The organism is Pseudoalteromonas ulvae UL12 (genome assembly GCF_014925405.1).
In the GTDB taxonomy this organism is placed as follows: Bacteria; Pseudomonadota; Gammaproteobacteria; order Enterobacterales; family Alteromonadaceae; genus Pseudoalteromonas; species Pseudoalteromonas ulvae.
The window spans coordinates 138318-157309 of the sequence record NZ_AQHJ01000023.1 but is presented as its reverse complement, the minus strand read 5'-3'; the positions used below and the strand labels follow the sequence as shown (position 1 = coordinate 157309).

Annotated in this window: 18 protein-coding genes; 15 read left to right on the top strand and 3 right to left on the bottom strand. The window is 41.3% G+C overall.

The annotated features are described in order from the left end of the window. Positions 1-5: 5 nt before the first annotated feature. The 11 genes from ileS to PULV_RS04190 all read left to right on the top strand — a co-directional run bounded on the left by ileS (position 6) and on the right by PULV_RS04190 (position 12025). Positions 6-2834: an isoleucine--tRNA ligase gene (gene ileS, locus PULV_RS04240; protein WP_086742796.1), complete on the top strand. Its 2829-nt coding sequence runs from the start codon at positions 6-8 to the stop codon at positions 2832-2834. Between the two features lie 9 nt (positions 2835-2843). Further along, positions 2844-3341, top strand: coding sequence for a signal peptidase II (lspA, locus tag PULV_RS04235; protein ID WP_193330999.1), 498 nt, complete (start codon positions 2844-2846; stop codon positions 3339-3341). Beyond that, a complete protein-coding gene (gene fkpB, locus PULV_RS04230; protein WP_193330998.1) occupies positions 3334-3774 on the top strand; it encodes an FKBP-type peptidyl-prolyl cis-trans isomerase in 441 nt (146 codons plus the stop codon). Before lspA ends, fkpB begins: the two co-directional genes overlap by 8 nt. Next, positions 3774-4703 carry a 4-hydroxy-3-methylbut-2-enyl diphosphate reductase gene (gene ispH / locus PULV_RS04225; RefSeq protein WP_086742799.1) on the top strand — a complete coding sequence of 310 codons (930 nt, stop codon included), beginning with the start codon at positions 3774-3776 and terminating at the stop codon, positions 4701-4703. The genes fkpB and ispH overlap by 1 nt, the downstream gene beginning before the upstream one ends. A gap of 24 nt (positions 4704-4727) precedes the next feature. Further along, complete coding sequence (locus tag PULV_RS04220) at positions 4728-5747, top strand: sensor histidine kinase (RefSeq protein WP_086742800.1); 1020 nt, start codon at positions 4728-4730, stop codon at positions 5745-5747. Beyond that, positions 5744-6451 carry a LytR/AlgR family response regulator transcription factor gene (locus PULV_RS04215; protein WP_193330997.1) on the top strand — a complete coding sequence of 236 codons (708 nt, stop codon included), beginning with the start codon at positions 5744-5746 and terminating at the stop codon, positions 6449-6451. The genes PULV_RS04220 and PULV_RS04215 overlap by 4 nt, the downstream gene beginning before the upstream one ends. 105 nt (positions 6452-6556) lie before the next feature. Further along, a complete protein-coding gene (gene pilV / locus PULV_RS04210) occupies positions 6557-7105 on the top strand; it encodes a type IV pilus modification protein PilV (protein WP_193330996.1) in 549 nt (182 codons plus the stop codon). Further along, positions 7102-8082: a PilW family protein gene (locus PULV_RS04205; protein WP_193330995.1), complete on the top strand. Its 981-nt coding sequence runs from the start codon at positions 7102-7104 to the stop codon at positions 8080-8082. Before pilV ends, PULV_RS04205 begins: the two co-directional genes overlap by 4 nt. Beyond that, the gene (locus PULV_RS04200) at positions 8082-8555 is read left to right on the top strand and encodes a pilus assembly PilX family protein (RefSeq protein WP_193330994.1); all 474 of its coding nucleotides are present in this window, start codon (positions 8082-8084) and stop codon (positions 8553-8555) included. The genes PULV_RS04205 and PULV_RS04200 overlap by 1 nt, the downstream gene beginning before the upstream one ends. Before the next feature lie 50 nt (positions 8556-8605). Then, on the top strand, positions 8606-11623 hold the full coding sequence (locus PULV_RS04195; protein WP_193330993.1) for a pilus assembly protein: 3018 nt from the start codon (positions 8606-8608) through the stop codon (positions 11621-11623). Positions 11624-11632: 9 nt separating this feature from the next. Next, positions 11633-12025: a type IV pilin protein gene (locus tag PULV_RS04190; RefSeq protein ID WP_086742806.1), complete on the top strand. Its 393-nt coding sequence runs from the start codon at positions 11633-11635 to the stop codon at positions 12023-12025. Between the two features lie 35 nt (positions 12026-12060). Here PULV_RS04190 and PULV_RS04185 read toward each other — a convergent pair whose 3' ends face one another. Together PULV_RS04185 and PULV_RS04180 are read right to left on the bottom strand one after the other, a co-directional pair. Continuing rightward, positions 12061-12573: a GspH/FimT family pseudopilin gene (locus PULV_RS04185; RefSeq protein WP_193330992.1), complete on the bottom strand. Its 513-nt coding sequence runs from the start codon at positions 12571-12573 to the stop codon at positions 12061-12063. Between the two features lie 47 nt (positions 12574-12620). Beyond that, positions 12621-13142 (bottom strand): GspH/FimT family pseudopilin, encoded by a 522-nt coding sequence (locus tag PULV_RS04180; RefSeq protein ID WP_193330991.1) that lies wholly within the window; start codon positions 13140-13142, stop codon positions 12621-12623. Positions 13143-13319: 177 nt separating this feature from the next. On the opposite strand from PULV_RS04180, the gene glnB reads away from it, so the two are divergent. Then, positions 13320-13658 (top strand): nitrogen regulatory protein P-II, encoded by a 339-nt coding sequence (gene glnB, locus PULV_RS04175; protein ID WP_086742809.1) that lies wholly within the window; start codon positions 13320-13322, stop codon positions 13656-13658. Positions 13659-13696: 38 nt separating this feature from the next. On the opposite strand, the gene PULV_RS04170 is transcribed toward glnB, so the two are convergent. Then, positions 13697-14449 (bottom strand): outer membrane protein assembly factor BamD, encoded by a 753-nt coding sequence (locus PULV_RS04170; protein WP_086742810.1) that lies wholly within the window; start codon positions 14447-14449, stop codon positions 13697-13699. A 124-nt stretch (positions 14450-14573) separates the two neighbouring features. Between PULV_RS04170 and rluD the strand changes: the two genes are divergently transcribed. From rluD to clpB, 3 genes are all read left to right on the top strand, one after another. Then, entirely contained in the window at positions 14574-15551 is a 978-nt protein-coding gene (gene rluD, locus PULV_RS04165) for a 23S rRNA pseudouridine(1911/1915/1917) synthase RluD (RefSeq protein ID WP_086742811.1), read from the top strand. Continuing rightward, a complete protein-coding gene (pgeF, locus tag PULV_RS04160) occupies positions 15541-16281 on the top strand; it encodes a peptidoglycan editing factor PgeF (protein ID WP_193330990.1) in 741 nt (246 codons plus the stop codon). Before rluD ends, pgeF begins: the two co-directional genes overlap by 11 nt. Positions 16282-16372: 91 nt before the next feature. Next, positions 16373-18949, top strand: a complete 2577-nt coding sequence (gene clpB, locus PULV_RS04155; RefSeq protein ID WP_193330989.1) for an ATP-dependent chaperone ClpB — start codon at positions 16373-16375, stop codon at positions 18947-18949. Positions 18950-18992: the final 43 nt, after the last annotated feature.

Here is an 18992-nt window from a genome sequence, read left to right as displayed (position 1 = left end):
GATTAATGAGCGACTACAAACATACTTTGAATCTACCGGAAACTCAGTTTCCAATGCGTGGCAACTTAGCCAACCGCGAACCAGGCATGCTCAAAACATGGTATGAACAGGATTTGTATGGTCAAATTCGTAATGCAAAAAAAGGCAAGAAAACCTTTATTCTGCACGATGGCCCTCCATACGCGAATGGTAATATTCACTTAGGTCACTCAGTCAATAAAATTTTAAAAGACATTATTATTAAAGCAAAGACGTTGTCTGACTTTGATGCACCTTATGTGCCTGGTTGGGATTGTCATGGATTACCGATTGAGCTTCAAGTTGAGAAAAAAGTCGGCAAGCCTGGGCAAAAAGTTACCGCAGCTGAGTTTCGCGAAAAATGCCGTGCGTATGCTAAAAAACAAGTTGATGGGCAAAAAACTGACTTTATTCGCCTTGGTGTGCTAGGTGATTGGGATCGTCCTTATTTGACAATGAACTATGACTTTGAAGCAAATGCTGTGCGTGTGCTTGGTCGTATTATTAAAAATGGTCATTTACACAAAGGCTCTAAACCTGTGCATTGGTGTACAGATTGTGGTTCTGCACTGGCCGAAGCGGAAGTTGAATACCAAGATAAACAATCGCCAGCCATTGATGTTAGCTTTAAATTTGTTGATGAAGCCCAGCTGGTAGCGCAATTTAATCTGACTGATGGTCATCATGGTGAAGGTGATGCAAAAGTAGTTATATGGACAACGACTCCTTGGACTTTACCGGCCAACCGCGCGGTTGCCATCCATGAGAAGCTGGAATATAGCCTGATCCAAGTTGAAGCAGAACACGGCACACAACGTTTAGTCATTGGTTCAGATCTCGTGAAAGAGACCATGGATCGCTATGGCTTCACAAAGTATCATGCTTTAGGTTACTGTAAAGGTGCTGCATTAGAAAATCTTCAAGTGCAACATCCGTTTTATGACTTTACTGTACCGGTCATTTTAGGCGAACACGTTACGACTGATTCGGGTACGGGTGCAGTTCATACCGCTCCAGGCCATGGTCAAGAAGATTTCGTGGTAGGCAAACTGTATGATCTTGAAGTAGCTAATCCTGTTGGTGCCAACGGTATTTACTTACCAGATACGCCGTTATTTGCTGGTCAGCATGTCTTCAAAGCCAATGCGAGTGTTATTGATGTGCTGACAGAAAAAGGCACGTTAATGCATCACCAAGCATTACAACATAGCTACCCTCATTGTTGGCGCCATAAAACTCCGATTATTTTCCGTGCGACTCCTCAATGGTTTGTTAGCATGGATCAAGCTAATTTACGTGAAGACTCAATTCGCGAAATTAAGAAAACTCAATGGTTACCAGAATGGGGCGAAAGCCGCATAGAAAAAATGGTAGAAGGCCGCCCTGATTGGTGTATTTCTCGTCAACGTACTTGGGGTGTACCTATCGCGTTGTTTGCTCATAAAGACACGGGTGAGATTCATCCAAATACACAAGCGCTGATTGAGCAAGTTGCTGAACGCATTGAGCAAAAAGGCATACAAGCTTGGTATGACTTAGAGATTACTGAATTATTGTCAGCTGAAGATGCTGAGCAATATATGAAAGTATCAGATACCTTGGATGTATGGTTTGACTCGGGTGTGACTCATGCCTGTGTTGTTGATGCGCGTGAAGAGTTAGTTGGCCCCGCTGATTTATATCTTGAAGGTTCAGATCAGCATCGTGGTTGGTTTATGTCATCAATGATGACATCGGTGGCCATTAATGGTCATGCCCCTTATCGTCAAGTGCTGACTCATGGTTTCACTGTGGACGAAAATGGTCGCAAAATGTCGAAATCATTAGGTAACGTGATTTCACCACAAGATGTCATGAATAAGCTCGGTGCTGATATTCTTCGTTTGTGGGTCGCATCAACTGATTACACCGCAGAAATGACAGTATCTGACGAAATATTTAATCGTGCAGCAGACCGTTATCGTCGTATTCGTAACACCAGTCGTTATTTGTTATCGAACCTGAATGGCTTTAACCCAGCAACAGATTTAGTTGCTATTGAAGATATGGTCGAGTTAGATCGATGGATTTTAGACCGAGCAGCGGTTTTACAAGAAGAAATCATTGCAGCCTATGACGACTATCAAATGTTAGTCGTGACGCAAAAGCTAACGAATTTCTGTACAGTTGAATTGGGTTCGTTTTATTTAGATGTGATCAAAGACCGTCAATATACCGCGAAAACGGATGGGCTAGCCCGCCGCTCATGCCAAACTGCGCTTTATCATATTGCAGAAGCAATGACACGTTGGATGGCACCAATCATGAGCTTCACAGCTCAAGAAATTTGGCAAATTCTGCCAGGTGAGCGTGAGCAATTTGTGTTTACCGGTCAATGGTATGAAGGGCTTGTTAAGGCTGATAACGCTGATGCGTCAAATGAATATTGGCAAACGATTTTAACAGTTCGTGATCAGGTCAATAGAGTGCTTGAGTCTGCTCGAAAAGCTGAGTTGATAGGCGCTACATTACAAGCTGAAGTCACTTTATTTGCTGACGCTGATCTTGCACAGAAGCTTGATCGTATTTCGTCTGAACTTCGTTTTGTTTTGTTATGTTCTAAGGTCACCGTTGCGCCATTAGGTGAAGCAGCTGCAGATGCGCATACGACAGAGATTGAAGGACTCGTTATTAGTGTTGCAGCAACACAAGGTCAAAAATGTGAGCGCTGTTGGCATTATACTGATGATGTTGGTACACACGAAGGTCATACAGATATTTGTGGTCGTTGTGTGACTAACGTGGATGGTGATGGCGAACATCGTCAATTTGCTTAGGAGCAAAGTGTGCTAGATAACAAAAGTGGTTTGATTTGGTTATGGGTCACAGTGGTATTGTTAATCCTTGATCAAGTGACAAAGTATGTCGTTAGCACACAAATGCAACTCTATCAGTCGATAGAGTTGCTACCTGTGTTTAATTTAACCTATGTGCATAATTACGGGGCTGCATTTAGTTTTTTAAGTGAAGCCGGTGGTTGGCAACGTTGGTTTTTCAGCATTATCGCAATCAGTATTAGTATTTTATTAACTTATTGGTTAAAAAAACTTCCAGCCAAAAATTTAGTGTTATGCGGCGCATATTCATTAGTACTTGCAGGTGCGCTTGGAAATTTATATGACCGTTTAACCTATGGGTATGTCATCGATTTTATCCATGTTTATTATGACACTTGGCACTTTCCTGCATTCAATATTGCCGACAGTGCAATTTGTATTGGCGCTGGGTTATTGTTACTCGATGCTTTTAGAGATCAAAAGTCAGAGGATGTAAAAGATGACTGAACAAGTAATTGGCTCAAATTCTGAAGTTGTATTTCATTTTTCAATCAAGCTCTCTGATGGCTCTGCTGCAGATTCAAGTAAAGTTCATAACAAGCCAGCGAAACTGGTTATGGGTGATGGTAGCTTGACTGAAAATTTTGAAAAATGTTTATTTGGTTTAAAAGCTGGTGATAATAAATCATTCCAACTAGCCCCTGAAGATGCATTTGGTCAGCCTAATCCTGATAACATTTATTACCTTGATCGCTCTAAATTTGGTGTAGATGTTCCACCTGAAGTTGGTACAATTGTCGCTTTTACCCAACAAGATGGCACTGAGCTACCAGGGTTAATTCGTGACGTAGCAGGTGACTCAGTCACCGTTGATTTTAACCATCCTTTAGCGGGTCAAGAGTTAACGTTTGATGTCGAAATCATCGAGGTAACAAACTAATGAAAGTATTGTTAGCCAATCCGCGAGGTTTTTGTGCGGGTGTTGATCGTGCTATTAGTATTGTTGAGCGTGCACTTGATATTTTTACAGCCCCTATCTATGTAAGACATGAAGTGGTTCACAACAAATATGTAGTCGATAGCTTAAAAAAGCGAGGCGCGGTATTTGTTGATGAGTTGGATCAAGTTCCGGATGATAACATTGTTATCTTTAGTGCTCATGGCGTTTCTCAGGCAGTAAGAGCTGAAGCTAAACGTCGAGGATTACGTGTATTTGATGCAACCTGTCCTTTAGTGACAAAAGTGCATATGGAAGTGACGCGTGCAAGTCGCAGAGGAACCGAGTGCATTTTGATTGGTCATCAGGGTCATCCTGAAGTGGAAGGCACGATGGGGCAGTACGACAATCAAAGTGGGGGCATTTATTTAGTTGAAACAGTCGAAGATGTGACGAATTTAACGGTAAAAAATCCCGAGAACTTGTTTTATTGCAGCCAAACTACGCTTTCAGTTGATGATACTGCAGATGTTATTGATGCACTGCGTGATAAGTTCCCAGCAATTGATGGCCCTCGTAAAGATGATATCTGCTACGCGACACAAAATAGACAAGATGCTGTGCGTGAGTTGTCTGAAAAAGCTGATGTGTTACTGGTTGTTGGTGCTAAAAATAGCTCTAACTCAAACCGTTTGCGCGAACTGGCTGAAAAAATGGGCACGACAGCTTATTTAATCGATGATGCGAGTTCTATGGAATTGTCATGGTTTGATAATGTTGCAGCAGTCGGTGTGACAGCTGGTGCGTCTGCACCTGAGATTTTAGTGAAGCAAGTTGTTGCGAAATTAAAAGAATGGGGAGCAGATGAAGCAATTGAGAACCCAGGTGAGATCGAAAACATCATTTTTGCTGTGCCAGTTGAATTGAGATAATTCATGCGTTAAAGAGGCTAGTTAATGGAACAATACGCTCAATTTAAAGGGCATTTATTACCTAGCCTATTTGGTGACAGAGCAACACTTGCTACGCTTGTTGTTGGCCAGTTCTTGGCCATTTTACTTACTTTCTCTCCGCTACATCATGACGATCCTTGGCTTAAATTTGGCTTGGTGAGTTTGTTTATTCATGTGTGCAATTTAATCAGTTTAAGTTTGCTTGCGTTGATTAAACCACGGATCAAAACCACAGATTTAATACCGCAGTTACTCATTATTTTATTTGTGGTTAATATAGTAGTATTTGCCGCTTCGACAATCGTGATTAGTGTAGGGTTAATCAACGATGAACTGGTTTTAAGCCTTTATTTTAAAAATGCTTTAATAGCCACGATCATCAGTTTATTGTTCGTGCAATTTAATGTTATGCATCAACAAAATTCACAAACAAACTCTGCGTATGACCGTGCTCAGCTTGATGCTCTGCAAGCTCGGATAAGGCCGCATTTTTTATTTAACAGCTTAAATACAGCCGCTGAGCTTGTACATCATGACCCGAAAGAAGCCGAAAAAATCATTCTCGCTATTGCTGCGCTGGCAAGAGCGTCAATGAATGCAGGGCAAAGTGTGACCTTGGCCAATGAAATTGAACTTGCCAAACAATACCTGCAAATTGAGAAATGGCGTTTAGGAGCCCGTTTAAATGTTATATGGCGGCTGCCTGACACACTTCCGCAATTACATTTACCGAGCTTAACAATTCAACCGTTACTGGAAAATGCGGTATGTCATGGTATTGAACCTCTAACCACCAGTGGCAACCTTGAAATTGAATTACATGTGACGGATAAATCCGTGACATTAGTGGTTATGAATCCGCTTTGTTCTGAGCGGATAAATCGACGCGAGCGCAATGGGGTGGCCATAAATAATATTAAACAACGTTTAGTGCTCGCCTTTAACCATCGTGCCAGCCTGACTTTTCATCAAGGTGATGCTTTTTATCGCAGTAAATTAGTCTTACCAAGAGGGGAGCAATGAGAGTATTAATTGTTGATGATGAGCCACTGGCGCGCGCTCGGTTAAAGCGTTTATTGTTAGAACATCCGACCTTTACTGTGATTGCAGAGGCTGAAGATGGCGAAAGTGCTGTGGAGTTGGCGAAAAAGTATCAGCCTGAGGTGGTTTTTCTGGATATTGAAATGCCCAATTGTAATGGCCTCGATGTTGCTGCGCAATTAAAGTGCTTTGCAATTGCGCCTGCGGTTATATTTGTTACCGCTTATCCACAACATGCATTAGACGCGATTCAATGTGCCGCTGTTGGCTATTTATTAAAACCGGTTGATGCACAATCTTTTGCTGGTGTCATCAGTCAACTGGGTAAGCTTAATCGTGCTCAACTTGAAGCGAATAAAGAAGCTGCGCTTAGTTATCAGGTAGCGGGTATCACCAGAAAATTAAAGCTCGACGATGTATTGTATGTCGAAGCTCAAGATAAATATGTTGTGGCACATTATGCTGGAGGTGAAGCGTTATTAGAAACAAGTTTGAAACAACTCGCGTTAAAATATCCGCATCATTTAGTTAAAATCCACCGTAAGTATCTTATTAACCCTAATAAGCTAGAGGCGTTTTTTTGCTCCGACAATACATACAGCGTAGCTCTGAGTAGCGTCGAGCAGCACTTAGAAGTCAGCCGTCGAGAAAGTAAAAAAGTCCGCGAATTATTAAATCTCTCTTAATAACCATTCATCTGTAAATTCCGACCGTTTGTTCCTTATTTGATTGTGATCCAGAAACGAATCGTTACTCTGTAAAATAGATTAATTTTTTATAGAGTGGTTAAGATGAACAATCACCCCCATCAACGTGGTTTTACCTTACTCGAAGTACTCATTGCTTTCATTGTGCTAACAATTGGCTTACTGGGGACGGTTGCTTTGCAAGCTAAAGCAAAACAAGCGAGTTATGACTCTGTTCAGCGCGCAGCTGCCTTAGCGTTGGCGAATGATATTGTGCAGCGAGTTCGTACAAATGATAGTCCAAGTGCCGCAACAGATTATGATGTGAACTTTGGCAGTACCAGCACAAGCACGGCTGCGTCTTGTTTTAATGCTCGTTGTACGGCCGCGCAAATGGCGGCATTTGATATCTCTGAATGGATTAAGGCTACGCAAGCTCGAGAGCGCACAGGCGCACTCTCTGATGCATTTGTTTGTATCGATCCGACCGATAATGCAGATGGCACTGTCAGTTTACAGATTATTGTCTCTTGGCAGGGACGGCAAAAAATAAGTCAATCATCGGCCAATAAAGCGATTACTTGTGGCACAGGAGATAACCGTAGAATGGTGGTGATGAATACTGACATTAACCTAAGGGATGGGACGTTATGAAACAGCGCGGATTCACCATTATTGAGTTGATGATTTCTTTGTTTGTGGGTGCGTTTATTTTGGCCGGGGTCATGTTTACTTACTTGGCAATGAAAACCAGTAACCGCGATACCCTTGAAATAGGTGACTTGCAAGAATCTGGTCGCATCGCTATGGATGTACTGCGCCGCGATATCGAGCTGGCTGGTTTTTGGGGAAACTTTTCTGGGATGCCAAATGAAGTCAACTTTGCTAAAGCAAACCCGAGTAACGATTGTTTTGAAGGAGCAAATAACCGTAGTTTTCCTATTGCTGATGGTAGCCAATTTAAATTTATTTATGGCGTACAGACAAATAGTGCGGTCGTTTTAAATTGTATCAAGGACAGTATTTCCAATAGCGATGTGATTCAATTAAAAGGTGTGTCAGGCAACGATATATCGGGGAACTCCTCTCAAGTTAATCAGTATTATTTAGAAACAAATTATGATTTTGCCAAAATTTTGGATGGAACGGGTGGCGTGCTCCCTGTCGACCCCGCTAACTCTTTGTGGGCCTATAATCACCACGTTTATTACATTGGCCAAGATACCTATACCGTTAACAATAAAAGTTTATCTGTCCCGACACTCAAGCGAAAGCGTTTGACTAAAACAGGCATCATTACTGAGACCATTATGGAAGGGGTCGAGAATATGCGTTTTATCTATGGAATGGATTTTGACGGTGATAGCCGTGTTGATACATATAAAACAGCTGGGCAAATGATGCAAACTGATTGGGAGCAGCAAACAGGGCAAATTTTGACGGTGCAAATGTTTATTTTAGTGCGCTCCATGGATACAGATTTTGATTTATCAGCTACAGCACGAACTTACACCTTAGGTGGCTCAGGCGAGTCAGCTAAAGAGTTAACATTTACGGATAAATATCGCCGGATGCTATTTGTGTCCACTGTCCGCTTAGAAAATGGGGGAGAAGACTCATGGAAATGGTAATGAATAAATCAAAGCAAAGTGGAGTTGTACTCGTTGCGGCTTTGGTAATGATCATTGCAGTGACTGGGATTGCAGTTAGTTTGATGAGTTCGAGTACCTTAGATTTGAAAATGGTCAATGCCGCACAAGAAAGTGAAACAGCAGAGATGACCATTAAAGGTGATGCAGAGTTATCATTACGTAATGCGATGGATTTGGCGGCAAATAGCCCTTTAATTAAGGGCGATGGTCAATTCACTGACGCAGGGATGAGTATTAAGCATCAAAATGCGGATCCAAAATCCACCATCACGTTATTTAATGAGCAAACTGGACCAGAAGAAACGCCTTGTCCGCGTCGTTTCGCACCAACACCCGGTATTGTCTGCAATCCGCTGCGTATTCGCGCCAGCATCAAATACGGTGTGGGTGATAAACATGAAGCTGTGGTGCAGTCTGGTATTTTGCAAGAAATTGGCAGTGCAAACCAATAACCAAAAAACGATTGCGCGTGTAAATAGATTAAGAAGTAAAGGAATGGGAAATGAATAAGTTTAAAGTTCATTGGCAAAGCATGTCTATTGCTTTGGCGGTAATGGTTACAGGCTCTTCAATGGCTGAAGATATTGAGCTGTATGTTAACCACAATGTCGAGACGACAGAGCAAGCCAGAGTCTTAATTATGTTTGACTCATCAGGAAGTATGGGGACAAAAATCTCATCTGATAGTGATTGTTATGACTGGGTGTGGAACTCATATAGAGGAAAGTATCAGTGGTCTAAAGTTGACTGCACTCGGTTAGTGGTAGCAAAAAAAGCAATGAGTGACCTAATTGATACAAACCCTGATGTTGAGTTTGGTTTAATGCGTTTTAACAATAATCAAGGTGGGCATATTCTTGCGGGTGTTGGTACTGAACATTCGGTCGTGAAAAGTAAAATTTGGCAAATAACCGCGACAGACTGGACACCTTTGTCTGAAACCACTTATGAAGCATATCGATATTTGTCAGGCAAAAGTTTGATATGGGCGAGTGGAGTCGATGGACGAGATAAATCGATTGATGATGGCTCTAGTTATTCATCGCCCTTTGAGGTTAAGTACGATGCTGATGGTTCACAAATCTTAAGGTGTGACAATAGTGTCAACTTACTTATTATGACTGATGGTGACCCTACGAAAGATAGTGATTCAAATGGATCCATTAAGGGGTTGTACAAAAACAAATTTGGTTTTAACCCAACAGCTGAGTCATCTAGTTATTTGCATGCATTGGCTGAATATATGGTAAATGATGATCTTTATACATCTACGCCAGCAAAAGATATCGCTAGAACGTTTACGATTGGGTTTGGGTCGGGCATGACTGAACCAGGTAAAGAGTTGCTGGCTGAGACCGCTAAGTCTGGAGGATCTGGAAAGTCTTATCATGCTAATACTGCAGCTGAACTCACCAAACAATTAAATAGTGCGATCTCACAGATAAGGCAAGTAAATGATGGATTTACATCTCCATCAGTTGCGAGTAGTCAAAGTGATCGAACCCAAACGTTAGATTCTGTTTATTTTGCGATGTTTTATCCTGAATTAGGACCAAGATGGCAAGGAAATCTCAAAAAACTAAAGATACAAGGAAATTCACTGACTGATAAAAGCGGAGTCAATGCGATTGATGATGAAGGCAATATTAAAAAGAGTGCATCTACTTTTTGGCTAAAGGACTCATCTCCTGACGGTAATGTAGTTGGGCAAGGCGGTGCATCTGCGAGGTTAAGCGCCATGACCTCTCGTAATGTGTTTACTGATGTGGGTGAAAATGCCAATGGATATAGTCTGCCTACATTTTCATCGAGTAATGCCAGTATTAAAGTGAATGGTTACAGCGCTTCAGCATTAAAAGAATTAATTGATTGGAGTGCTGGTTTGGATGTCGATGATGAAGATGGTGATAATAGTACCACCGATCTTCGTCCTGCGATTATGGGCGATCCATTACATTCAAAGCCTGTTGCAATTAACTATGGTAAAAATAATGATATTCATATTCTTGTTGGTACGAATGCAGGCTTTATCCACATGTTTAATGACTTGGGTGGTCAAGACGATATTAAAGAAGAGTGGGCATTTATACCCAGCGATTTATACCCAATTTTACCTGCGGTTAGGAATAATCAGTTTTCAGCAGATTTAAAAGAAGGCAAAGTGTACGGCATGGACTTAACACCAACCGTGTACATAGATGATAAGAATGATAATGGCATTGTCGAAGCAGATGCAGGCGATAAAGCATGGGCATTCTTTGGTATGCGCAGAGGCGGACGAAACTATTATGGCTTTGATATTACAGACCCTAGTTCGCCGTCTTTAAAATGGACCATCAAAGGTGGAGAAGGTGATTTTGCAGATTTAGGGCAGAGTTGGTCCCAACCTAAAGTCACGTTTATCAAAAAATACGGTAAAGATACTCCGGTATTAATCTTGGGCGGTGGTTATGATCCTAATAAAGATAGTAATCCAACAGCAAGTGATAACTTAGGCAAAGGTGTATATATTGTCGAAGCCTTTACAAGTAAATACTTACATCATTTTGATTCTGGTGATCACAGTATTCCTTCAAATATCGCAGTATTAGATTCCGATTATGATGGTTATACGGATCGCCTTTATGCAGGCGATACAGGAGGTTTTGTCTGGCGTTATGACTTACCCGAAAGCGAAAGTTGGAGTGCAGTTAAACTAGCAAGCCTAGGTGGGTCAGGCGCTAATAATCGTATGTTTTTTTACCAACCTGAAGTAGCTCGTACTTTTTTTAGTGAACTAACAAAAACAGAAACGAACAATAACGGAGATATATCTGTACAATATTCAAGGAAACAAACGCCATACGAAGCAATTTTGTTGGGAAGTGGCAACCGTACATCGCCTAAAGATTCCACTATCAACGATCAACTTTTCATGATCCGTGATGAAAATGTGCTCACTGAAAATCTTGCGAGCAAGTCTGTGCCTTTGATCACCGTTGATCAATTGATGGACATAAAAACGGACTCGTTTGATAACAAACAACTTGATGACTTTAGAGCCTTAGAGACTAAATATGCGCAAAGTTTTGTTGGTTGGCGTTATCCGATGCTTGCAGGGGAGAAGTCGTTATCTGAACCCAAAGTAATTGGTGGCGTGGCTTATTTTACTTCTTATAAGTTTACTCAAAGCAGCGACCCGATTGTAAATCAATGTAGTATTAATACTGGTGATGGTTCCTTGTATGCATTTCACCTTCATTATGGGGCAAAAATTTATAATAACTTAAAATTTGATGTGGGTAACCGTGTGCCAGCTGCACCACAATTAATCTTTGATAAAGATACCCATCAAAACAGTGAGTTTTTATTAATTGGAGTAGGCAGTGGTGAAGATGGTTCTGGGGTCATTAAGGCAAAGTCAATTGCCTCAAACTTAGTGCCTGACTGTGATGGTGAAGGGTGTGTGCCTAATTTGGTTGGAGAGTTTGCTGGATTTAAAACTCACAGAAACTATCAATATCGTGAATCTAATTTTTAAGGTGGATGTATGAAACAACGTGGTTTTACCCTGATAGAAGTCATGATTTCGGTTGTTATTGTGGGGATTTTACTCGCAATTGCGATCCCTAATTACAGTGATTATGTCAAAAGAGGGGCGCGAACTGAGGCTAAAACAGCCTTATTAGATATTGCTAATAAGCAAGAGCAATTTTATGTCGATAATCATCAATATACAGCAACATTAAGTAATTTGGGTGTCGCATCAACATCTGAAACGGGTTTATATACAATTTCAGTTGCAACAGCATCAAGTGATACAGAGTTTACAGTAACGGCTACAGCAGCCAGTGGTATTGCATTAAAAGATGACGAATGCAAAACGTTTACTATTACTCAAACTGGGGCAAAAGGTTACACTGGTTCAGGCCCTTGCTGGTAGCTTAAACTGTCAGGGTAGATTCCAATGTAATTTGGTTATTTACCCTGACAATCTGTATCACGAGTACGATATCGGCCTGCTTGGCTAACCGTTATTCGCTTACCTAATATCTCTGGTTTATCCTTAATACAATAAACAAAACTGCCTGATTGGAATCCTGCAATACTTGCATCGGCTCGATATGTAATGGCATTTCTTGGATAAGTGAGAGAGTCACTCTTAGGTATGGATTCAATCATGCCGATTATAAAATCATCACTATCAAAAAACTTATTGTGATTAGCATCTATGAAGACATAGATTTCCTCGTGCCAATTGTTTGTGCATTGAGGCCCATCTAAAGGGCAAATGGTCACCGATGTATCATGACTGATTGCTGTGCCACGTGCGGTAGCTAATGTCGTTTTGATTAAACTGATATGATTCGATTGGCGATTTTGCGCTAGCAAGTTACCGAATGAGGGGGTGGTTATCATTAGTAAAATTGATAAAATAAGCATTGATACCATTAATTCTATTAAGGTAAATGCTGCTTGAGTACTCTTCATCCTTGAAGTCTCGTAAAGTTCCTTATTATTTCAATTTAGTTCATTTTTTAGGATGTGCAAGCGGCTGAGCTACGACCCGCATTCCAAGTTTTTCCTGATGCGGTTATTTCGAACACTGCGTTATTATCGGCTTTTCCATTGGGGCAGTACACAAATGTATGCGCGCCGGCTATACGCCCTTGTCCGTTATAACTAATTGCACCGGATCCCGATGTATGCAGAAACTTATCAGTACTGTGTAATTTATCCATGGTACGGAGGATTTGTTCTGATGCATCTCTTTTCCCATCATTATTATTGTCGACAAACACTACAACTTGATTGCTTATCCAGTCAGTATCACAAGTATTACTGCTATTAAGCGGGCAGACAATAACGATTTCGTCAACAGATGACGCTTTGGCTCGGGCAAACTTCAGGTTTTTAGTAAACTCTGTGACGAAGTTTTGCGCGCGATCACCTTCTAGCATTGTGCCGAAATTCATCATTGCAATGCTACCAATTATACCCATGATCGCAATCCCGACCATAAGCTCTAAAAGAGTAAAACCTCTATTTTTTAACTGCATAATGAGTCTCCTTTTTATCTTAGTATAACGCTTATTTTTCGTGCTGCTAAGCCTTATTTTATCGGCCTTTTTACTGATTTTTTACTTTTAATTGATGATGTTAATGAATCAGTGTTTGCGACAGCGGACGCGATTGTCTAAAATCAACTCACTTTTGCTATTTAACAGGCATAAAAAATGAAAAAAATTGAAGCCATTATTAAACCTTTTAAACTTGATGATGTGCGCGAAGCATTGTCTGAAATTGACATTACTGGCATGACAGTATGTGAAGTCAAAGGATTTGGACGCCAAAAAGGTCATACTGAGTTATATCGCGGTGCTGAATACATGGTTGATTTTCTGCCAAAAGTTAAGCTTGATATCGTCCTTGCTGATGAAGATGTCGATCGTGCTATTGATGTGATTCTTAAAACGGCGCAAACAGGTAAAATTGGTGATGGCAAAATTTTTGTTACTGATATTGAGCGTGTTGTTCGGATCAGAACTGGCGAAGAAGATGAAGCAGCGATTTAGCACTTTATTGAAATAAAAAAGGCGCTTTCGCGCCTTTTTTATTGTGCATTAGTCTGCAATATTTGTTTTGAATGGCTACTCAAATCTGTTAAGCCTAGCTTGTCATAACTTTTAATCATGATTTCTAGCGCTTCTTTGACATAGCTACTTTGCGAGTAGTTTTCAACTACGTACTTACCACGATTGGCTGCCGCTAAATAGGCTTGACGCTCGAAGTAGTAGGTCGCTACTTTGATTTCATAGCGGGCCATTTTATTGAGTAACCAAACGATGCGCTTTTTACCTTCTTCGGCATAAGGGCTCGCTGGATATTGCTTAACGAGCGTACTTAAATCTTTAAACGCTTCACGGGTTTTAATCGGATCGCGGTCGGCTCTATCAACACCAAAATATTCTTGAAATGCGTTTTCATCCGCTTTGATGTTAGTCAATCCACGCATGTAATACATATAATCAAGATCTTTATGATTAGGATTAAGACGAATAAAACGGTCGATTGTAGCCAATGCGTTATCAGTGTTATTAGATTGGTAATTAGCATACACCAAATCCATTTGCACTTGTTTAGACATAGGCCCAAATGGATAACGAGAATCGATAGCACTGAGCAGTTCAATGGCTCTGATGTATAGGCCCGAATCGAGGGTTTGTTTAGCATCAGCGTATAAGGCTTGTGCTGATTTATTAGGAATACGTTCAATTTCTTCTTGTTCTGGTTTTGACGAACATGCACTGAGCACTAGCAAGATTAAAGCGGTGCCAAATACACGTTTCCCTTTTATATTTATCATTAATTAACTACCTTCGTTGTCTTGAGCTAGGCCAAGTCGGTAAAACCGAGTAAACTATACCTAATTAAGCGATTCTACCCCAGTCAGCATTAGCTTGCACTGGTAAATTAGGTAAACATGTTAAATGTCTGAGCAAATTTCTTTATCTGCCGAAGTTCCACTAGAACTTGGTGGCAAACGTCTAGACCAAATTCTGGCCGAATTGTTCCCTGAATATTCTCGTTCACGTATAAAAACGTGGATTTTAGATGATATGGTACAAATTAACGGCGAAATTAAAAATATCCCCAAAGAGAAATTGTTTGGTGAAGAGCAAGTGGTGATCAGTGCCACTATTGAAGTGCAAAGAGAATACGAAGCACAGAATATTGAACTTGATATTGTTTATGAAGATGATGATATTCTAGTGATTAACAAACCTGAAGGCCTTGTTGTGCACCCAGGTGCAGGTAATCCAGATGGGACTGTGTTAAATGCACTGTTACATCATTTCCCTGAGATAGCCAATGTGCCAAGAGCGGGCATCGTCCATCGTCTTGATAAAGACACCACCGGACTGATGGTGGTTGCTAAAACGATTCCAGCACAAACCAAATTGGTTGCTAATTTACAAGCGCGCCGTAATTTTACCCGTGAATACGAAGCAATTTGCACAGGAACAATGACAGCCGGTGGCATGATCGATAAACCTATTGGTCGCCACGCCACAAAGCGTACTCATATGGATGTGATCCCAACGGGCAAACCAGCCGTGACGCACTTTCGAGTTGCTGAAAAATTTCGCGCCCATACTCGCTTGCGTTTACGGTTAGAAACTGGCCGTACTCACCAAATTCGTGTTCATATGTCATATTTGACTCACCCGTTAGTCGGTGATCAGTCTTATAATGGCCGTCCTCGCCCACCTAAAAAGGCGACACCAGAGCTGTTTGATTGTTTGCAAAAATTTCGCCGTCAAGCGCTCCATGCTGTGATGTTGACCATTGAGCATCCGATTACTGGAGAGGTGATGACATGGCATGCACCGATACCTGCAGATATGCAATACTTAACCGAGGTGCTACGCGAAGACACACAACTACATGGTAGCGATGAGTTCTAACTTATTGCACTTGAATTGGCCTGCTGCCAAGCAGGTCAACGCGCTAAGTACCACACGCCAAGGAGGCTTCTCAAAGCCTCCATTTGATAGTTTCAATCTTGGGCTTCATGTTGGTGATGATCAACACGATGTGCAAAAAAATAGAACGTTACTCACCCAATCTCTGCCACGCACACCAAAATGGTTAGATCAAACTCACAGTGCCGATATTATCATTATTGATGAGACTAACTACCAAACCTATCACACATCTCAAGCGGATGGCTTTTATACTCGGTTATTTGATGTTCCTTTAGCAATTATGACCGCAGATTGTTTGCCCATATTTTTAGCCGACAAACAAGGAACGCAAATCGCAATTGTGCATGGTGGTTGGCGTGGTCTAGCAGAAGGGATCATTAAAAACACTTTATCTTTGTTTAGTTCAAATCCAGCAGATGTGATTGCTTACTTAGGTCCTGCAATTGGTCCTTTGGCATTTGAGGTCGGTGAAGATGTTGTTCGCTCTTTTTCCGGTGATGAATTTGATAAGTGTTTTAAAAAACAAACGAATGGCAAGTTTATGGCAGATATCTTTGCTATTGCTTCGGTGCAACTTAACGCTTTGCAGGTTGAACAAATCTATTCTGATAAGTTGTGTACGTTTAGCGACCCAGCTCGGTTTTTTTCTTATCGTCGAGATGGTGAAACAGGCCGATTAGCCCACCTCATTTGGCTTTCAAAATCGTGATATAAATCAAATAAAACATCTTATTGACTTGAACATTTTTACGGTTGCACCCATTACATAGATAGTTGAAATGTTTTGAAGGTAATTCCCGATGCGTTTAGATAGACTCACGAGTAAATTCCAAGCGGCCTTGTCAGATGCTCAATCGTTAGCACTCGGTCGAGATCACCAATTTATTGAACCTGTTCACTTGATGTATGCGTTGTTACAGCAAACAGGCTCGAGTGTGCGTGCTTTACTTGCTCAAGCGGGAGTAAGTACCACTGAAATGAATAGCAAAGTGTCACAAGCAATCGAAAAGCTATTCAAAGTGGAAGGCATTGGTGGGGATGTTCAGTTATCTCCTAACATGGCCAACCTACTTAATTTGTGTGATAAATATGCGCAAAAACGCAAAGACAAGTTTATTTCAAGCGAGATATTCATTCTAGCTGCGTGTGAAGATAAAGGTCCGCTGGGTGAAATATTTAAATCGTTTGCTTTAAATGCCTCTAAAGTCGAAACCGCCATTCAAGCCATTCGTGGCGGGCAAAAAGTTGATGATCCTAATGCGGAAGACTCGCGGCAATCTCTTGAAAAATATACTGTTGATCTAACTGAAAGAGCCGAGTTAGGTAAGTTAGATCCTGTGATAGGCCGAGATGATGAAATTCGTCGTACTATTCAAGTTTTACAGCGTCGCACAAAAAACAATCCGGTCTTAATTGGTGAGCCTGGTGTTGGTAAAACTGCAATTGCGGAAGGATTAGCACAGCGGATCATTAATGGTGAAGTGCCTGAAGGCCTTAAAGATAAGCGCGTGCTGTCTCTTGATTTAGGGGCATTAGTCGCGGGTGCTAAATATCGAGGCGAATTCGAGGAGCGACTCAAAGCCGTGCTCAATGAATTAGCCAAAGAAGAAGGGCGGGTCATTTTATTTATTGACGAAATTCATACCATAGTTGGGGCGGGTAAAAGCGATGGCGCAATGGATGCGGGTAATATGCTCAAACCTGCTTTGTCCCGAGGCGAGCTTCATTGTGTCGGCGCGACGACGTTGGATGAATATCGTCAATATATTGAAAAAGATGCAGCGCTTGAACGACGTTTTCAAAAAGTGCTTGTTGAGCAACCAAATGTTGAAGACACAATTGCAATTTTGCGTGGCTTAAAAGAGCGCTATGAATTACATCATAGTGTAGAAATCACTGATCCTGCGATAGTCGCCGCTGCCACATTGTCTCATCGGTATATTAGCGATCGTCAATTACCTGACAAAGCGATTGACCTGATTGATGAAGCAGGATCTTCTTTAAGGTTACAAATTGATTCTAAACCTGAAGTGCTTGATAAACTTGAGCGTAAAATCATTCAACTCAAACTGGAAGACAACGCGTTATCTAAAGAAAAAGATGAAGCAAGCCAGCAAAGGCTTCATGATATCAGGCAGCAAATTCTGACTTTAGATAAACAATACAATGAATTAGATGAAGTATGGTCTGCAGAAAAAGCTTCATTACAAGGCACACAAGTAATTAAAACTGAGCTTGAACAAGCTCGTTTAGATTTGGATGTTGCACGTCGGGCGAGTGATTTACAGCGCATGTCTGAATTACAATATGGCCGTATTCCAGAACTTGAACGTAAGCTTGATTTAGCATCACAAGTCGAAATGCAAGACATGCGCTTATTAAGAAATAAAGTCGGTGAAAACGAAATTGCCGAAATTTTATCCCGTTGGACCGGGATCCCTGTCACTAAAATGCTGCAAGGCGAGCGAAGCAAGTTGCTGCAAATGGAAGATAACTTACATACCAAAGTGATTGGTCAGCATGAAGCTGTCACTGCTGTTGCAAATGCAATTAGGCGCTCGCGAGCGGGTCTGGCTGATCCTAATCGACCCATAGGCTCATTTTTGTTTTTAGGTCCAACTGGAGTGGGTAAAACAGAGTTAACCAAAGCGCTGGCGACATTTTTGTTTGATACCGAAGATGCGATGGTGCGCATTGATATGTCCGAGTTTATGGAAAAACATTCGGTGGCGCGCTTAGTAGGCGCTCCTCCTGGGTATGTAGGATATGAAGAAGGAGGGTATTTAACCGAGGCCGTACGTCGTAAGCCTTATAGCGTTATTTTACTCGATGAGGTTGAAAAAGCGCACCCAGATGTCTTTAACATCCTATTGCAAGTGTTAGATGATGGCCGATTGACTGATGGCCAAGGTCGGACAGTCGATTTTAAAAATACAGTCATTATTATGACCTCGAATCTGGGTTCTGACGTCATTCAAGAACACGCGATTAATAGTGATTATGATCGTTTAAAAGCGATGTTAATGGAGGTACTTGCAACGCAGTTCAGACCTGAGTTTATTAATCGAATTGATGACACTGTTGTTTTCCATCCGTTATCTGGAGAGGATATCAAACATATTGCTGACATTCAGCTCACCAAGTTAAAGCAGCGTCTTCAGGGGCGTGGTTATCAATTATTGTTAACGGATGAAGCGATGAGTCAACTAGCTGCGGCAGGATTCGATCCAGTTTTTGGGGCAAGGCCGCTCAAGCGTGCTATTCAGCAGTATATTGAAAATCCTTTAGCGCAAACATTATTAGCGGGTGATTTTACAACAGGCAGTGAATTCCATATTGACGTAAAAGACGGTGAGTTTGTTATTACAGTCAAGTAAACATCCCTAAATAGACAAAAAGGCTAAGTAACTTACTTAGCCT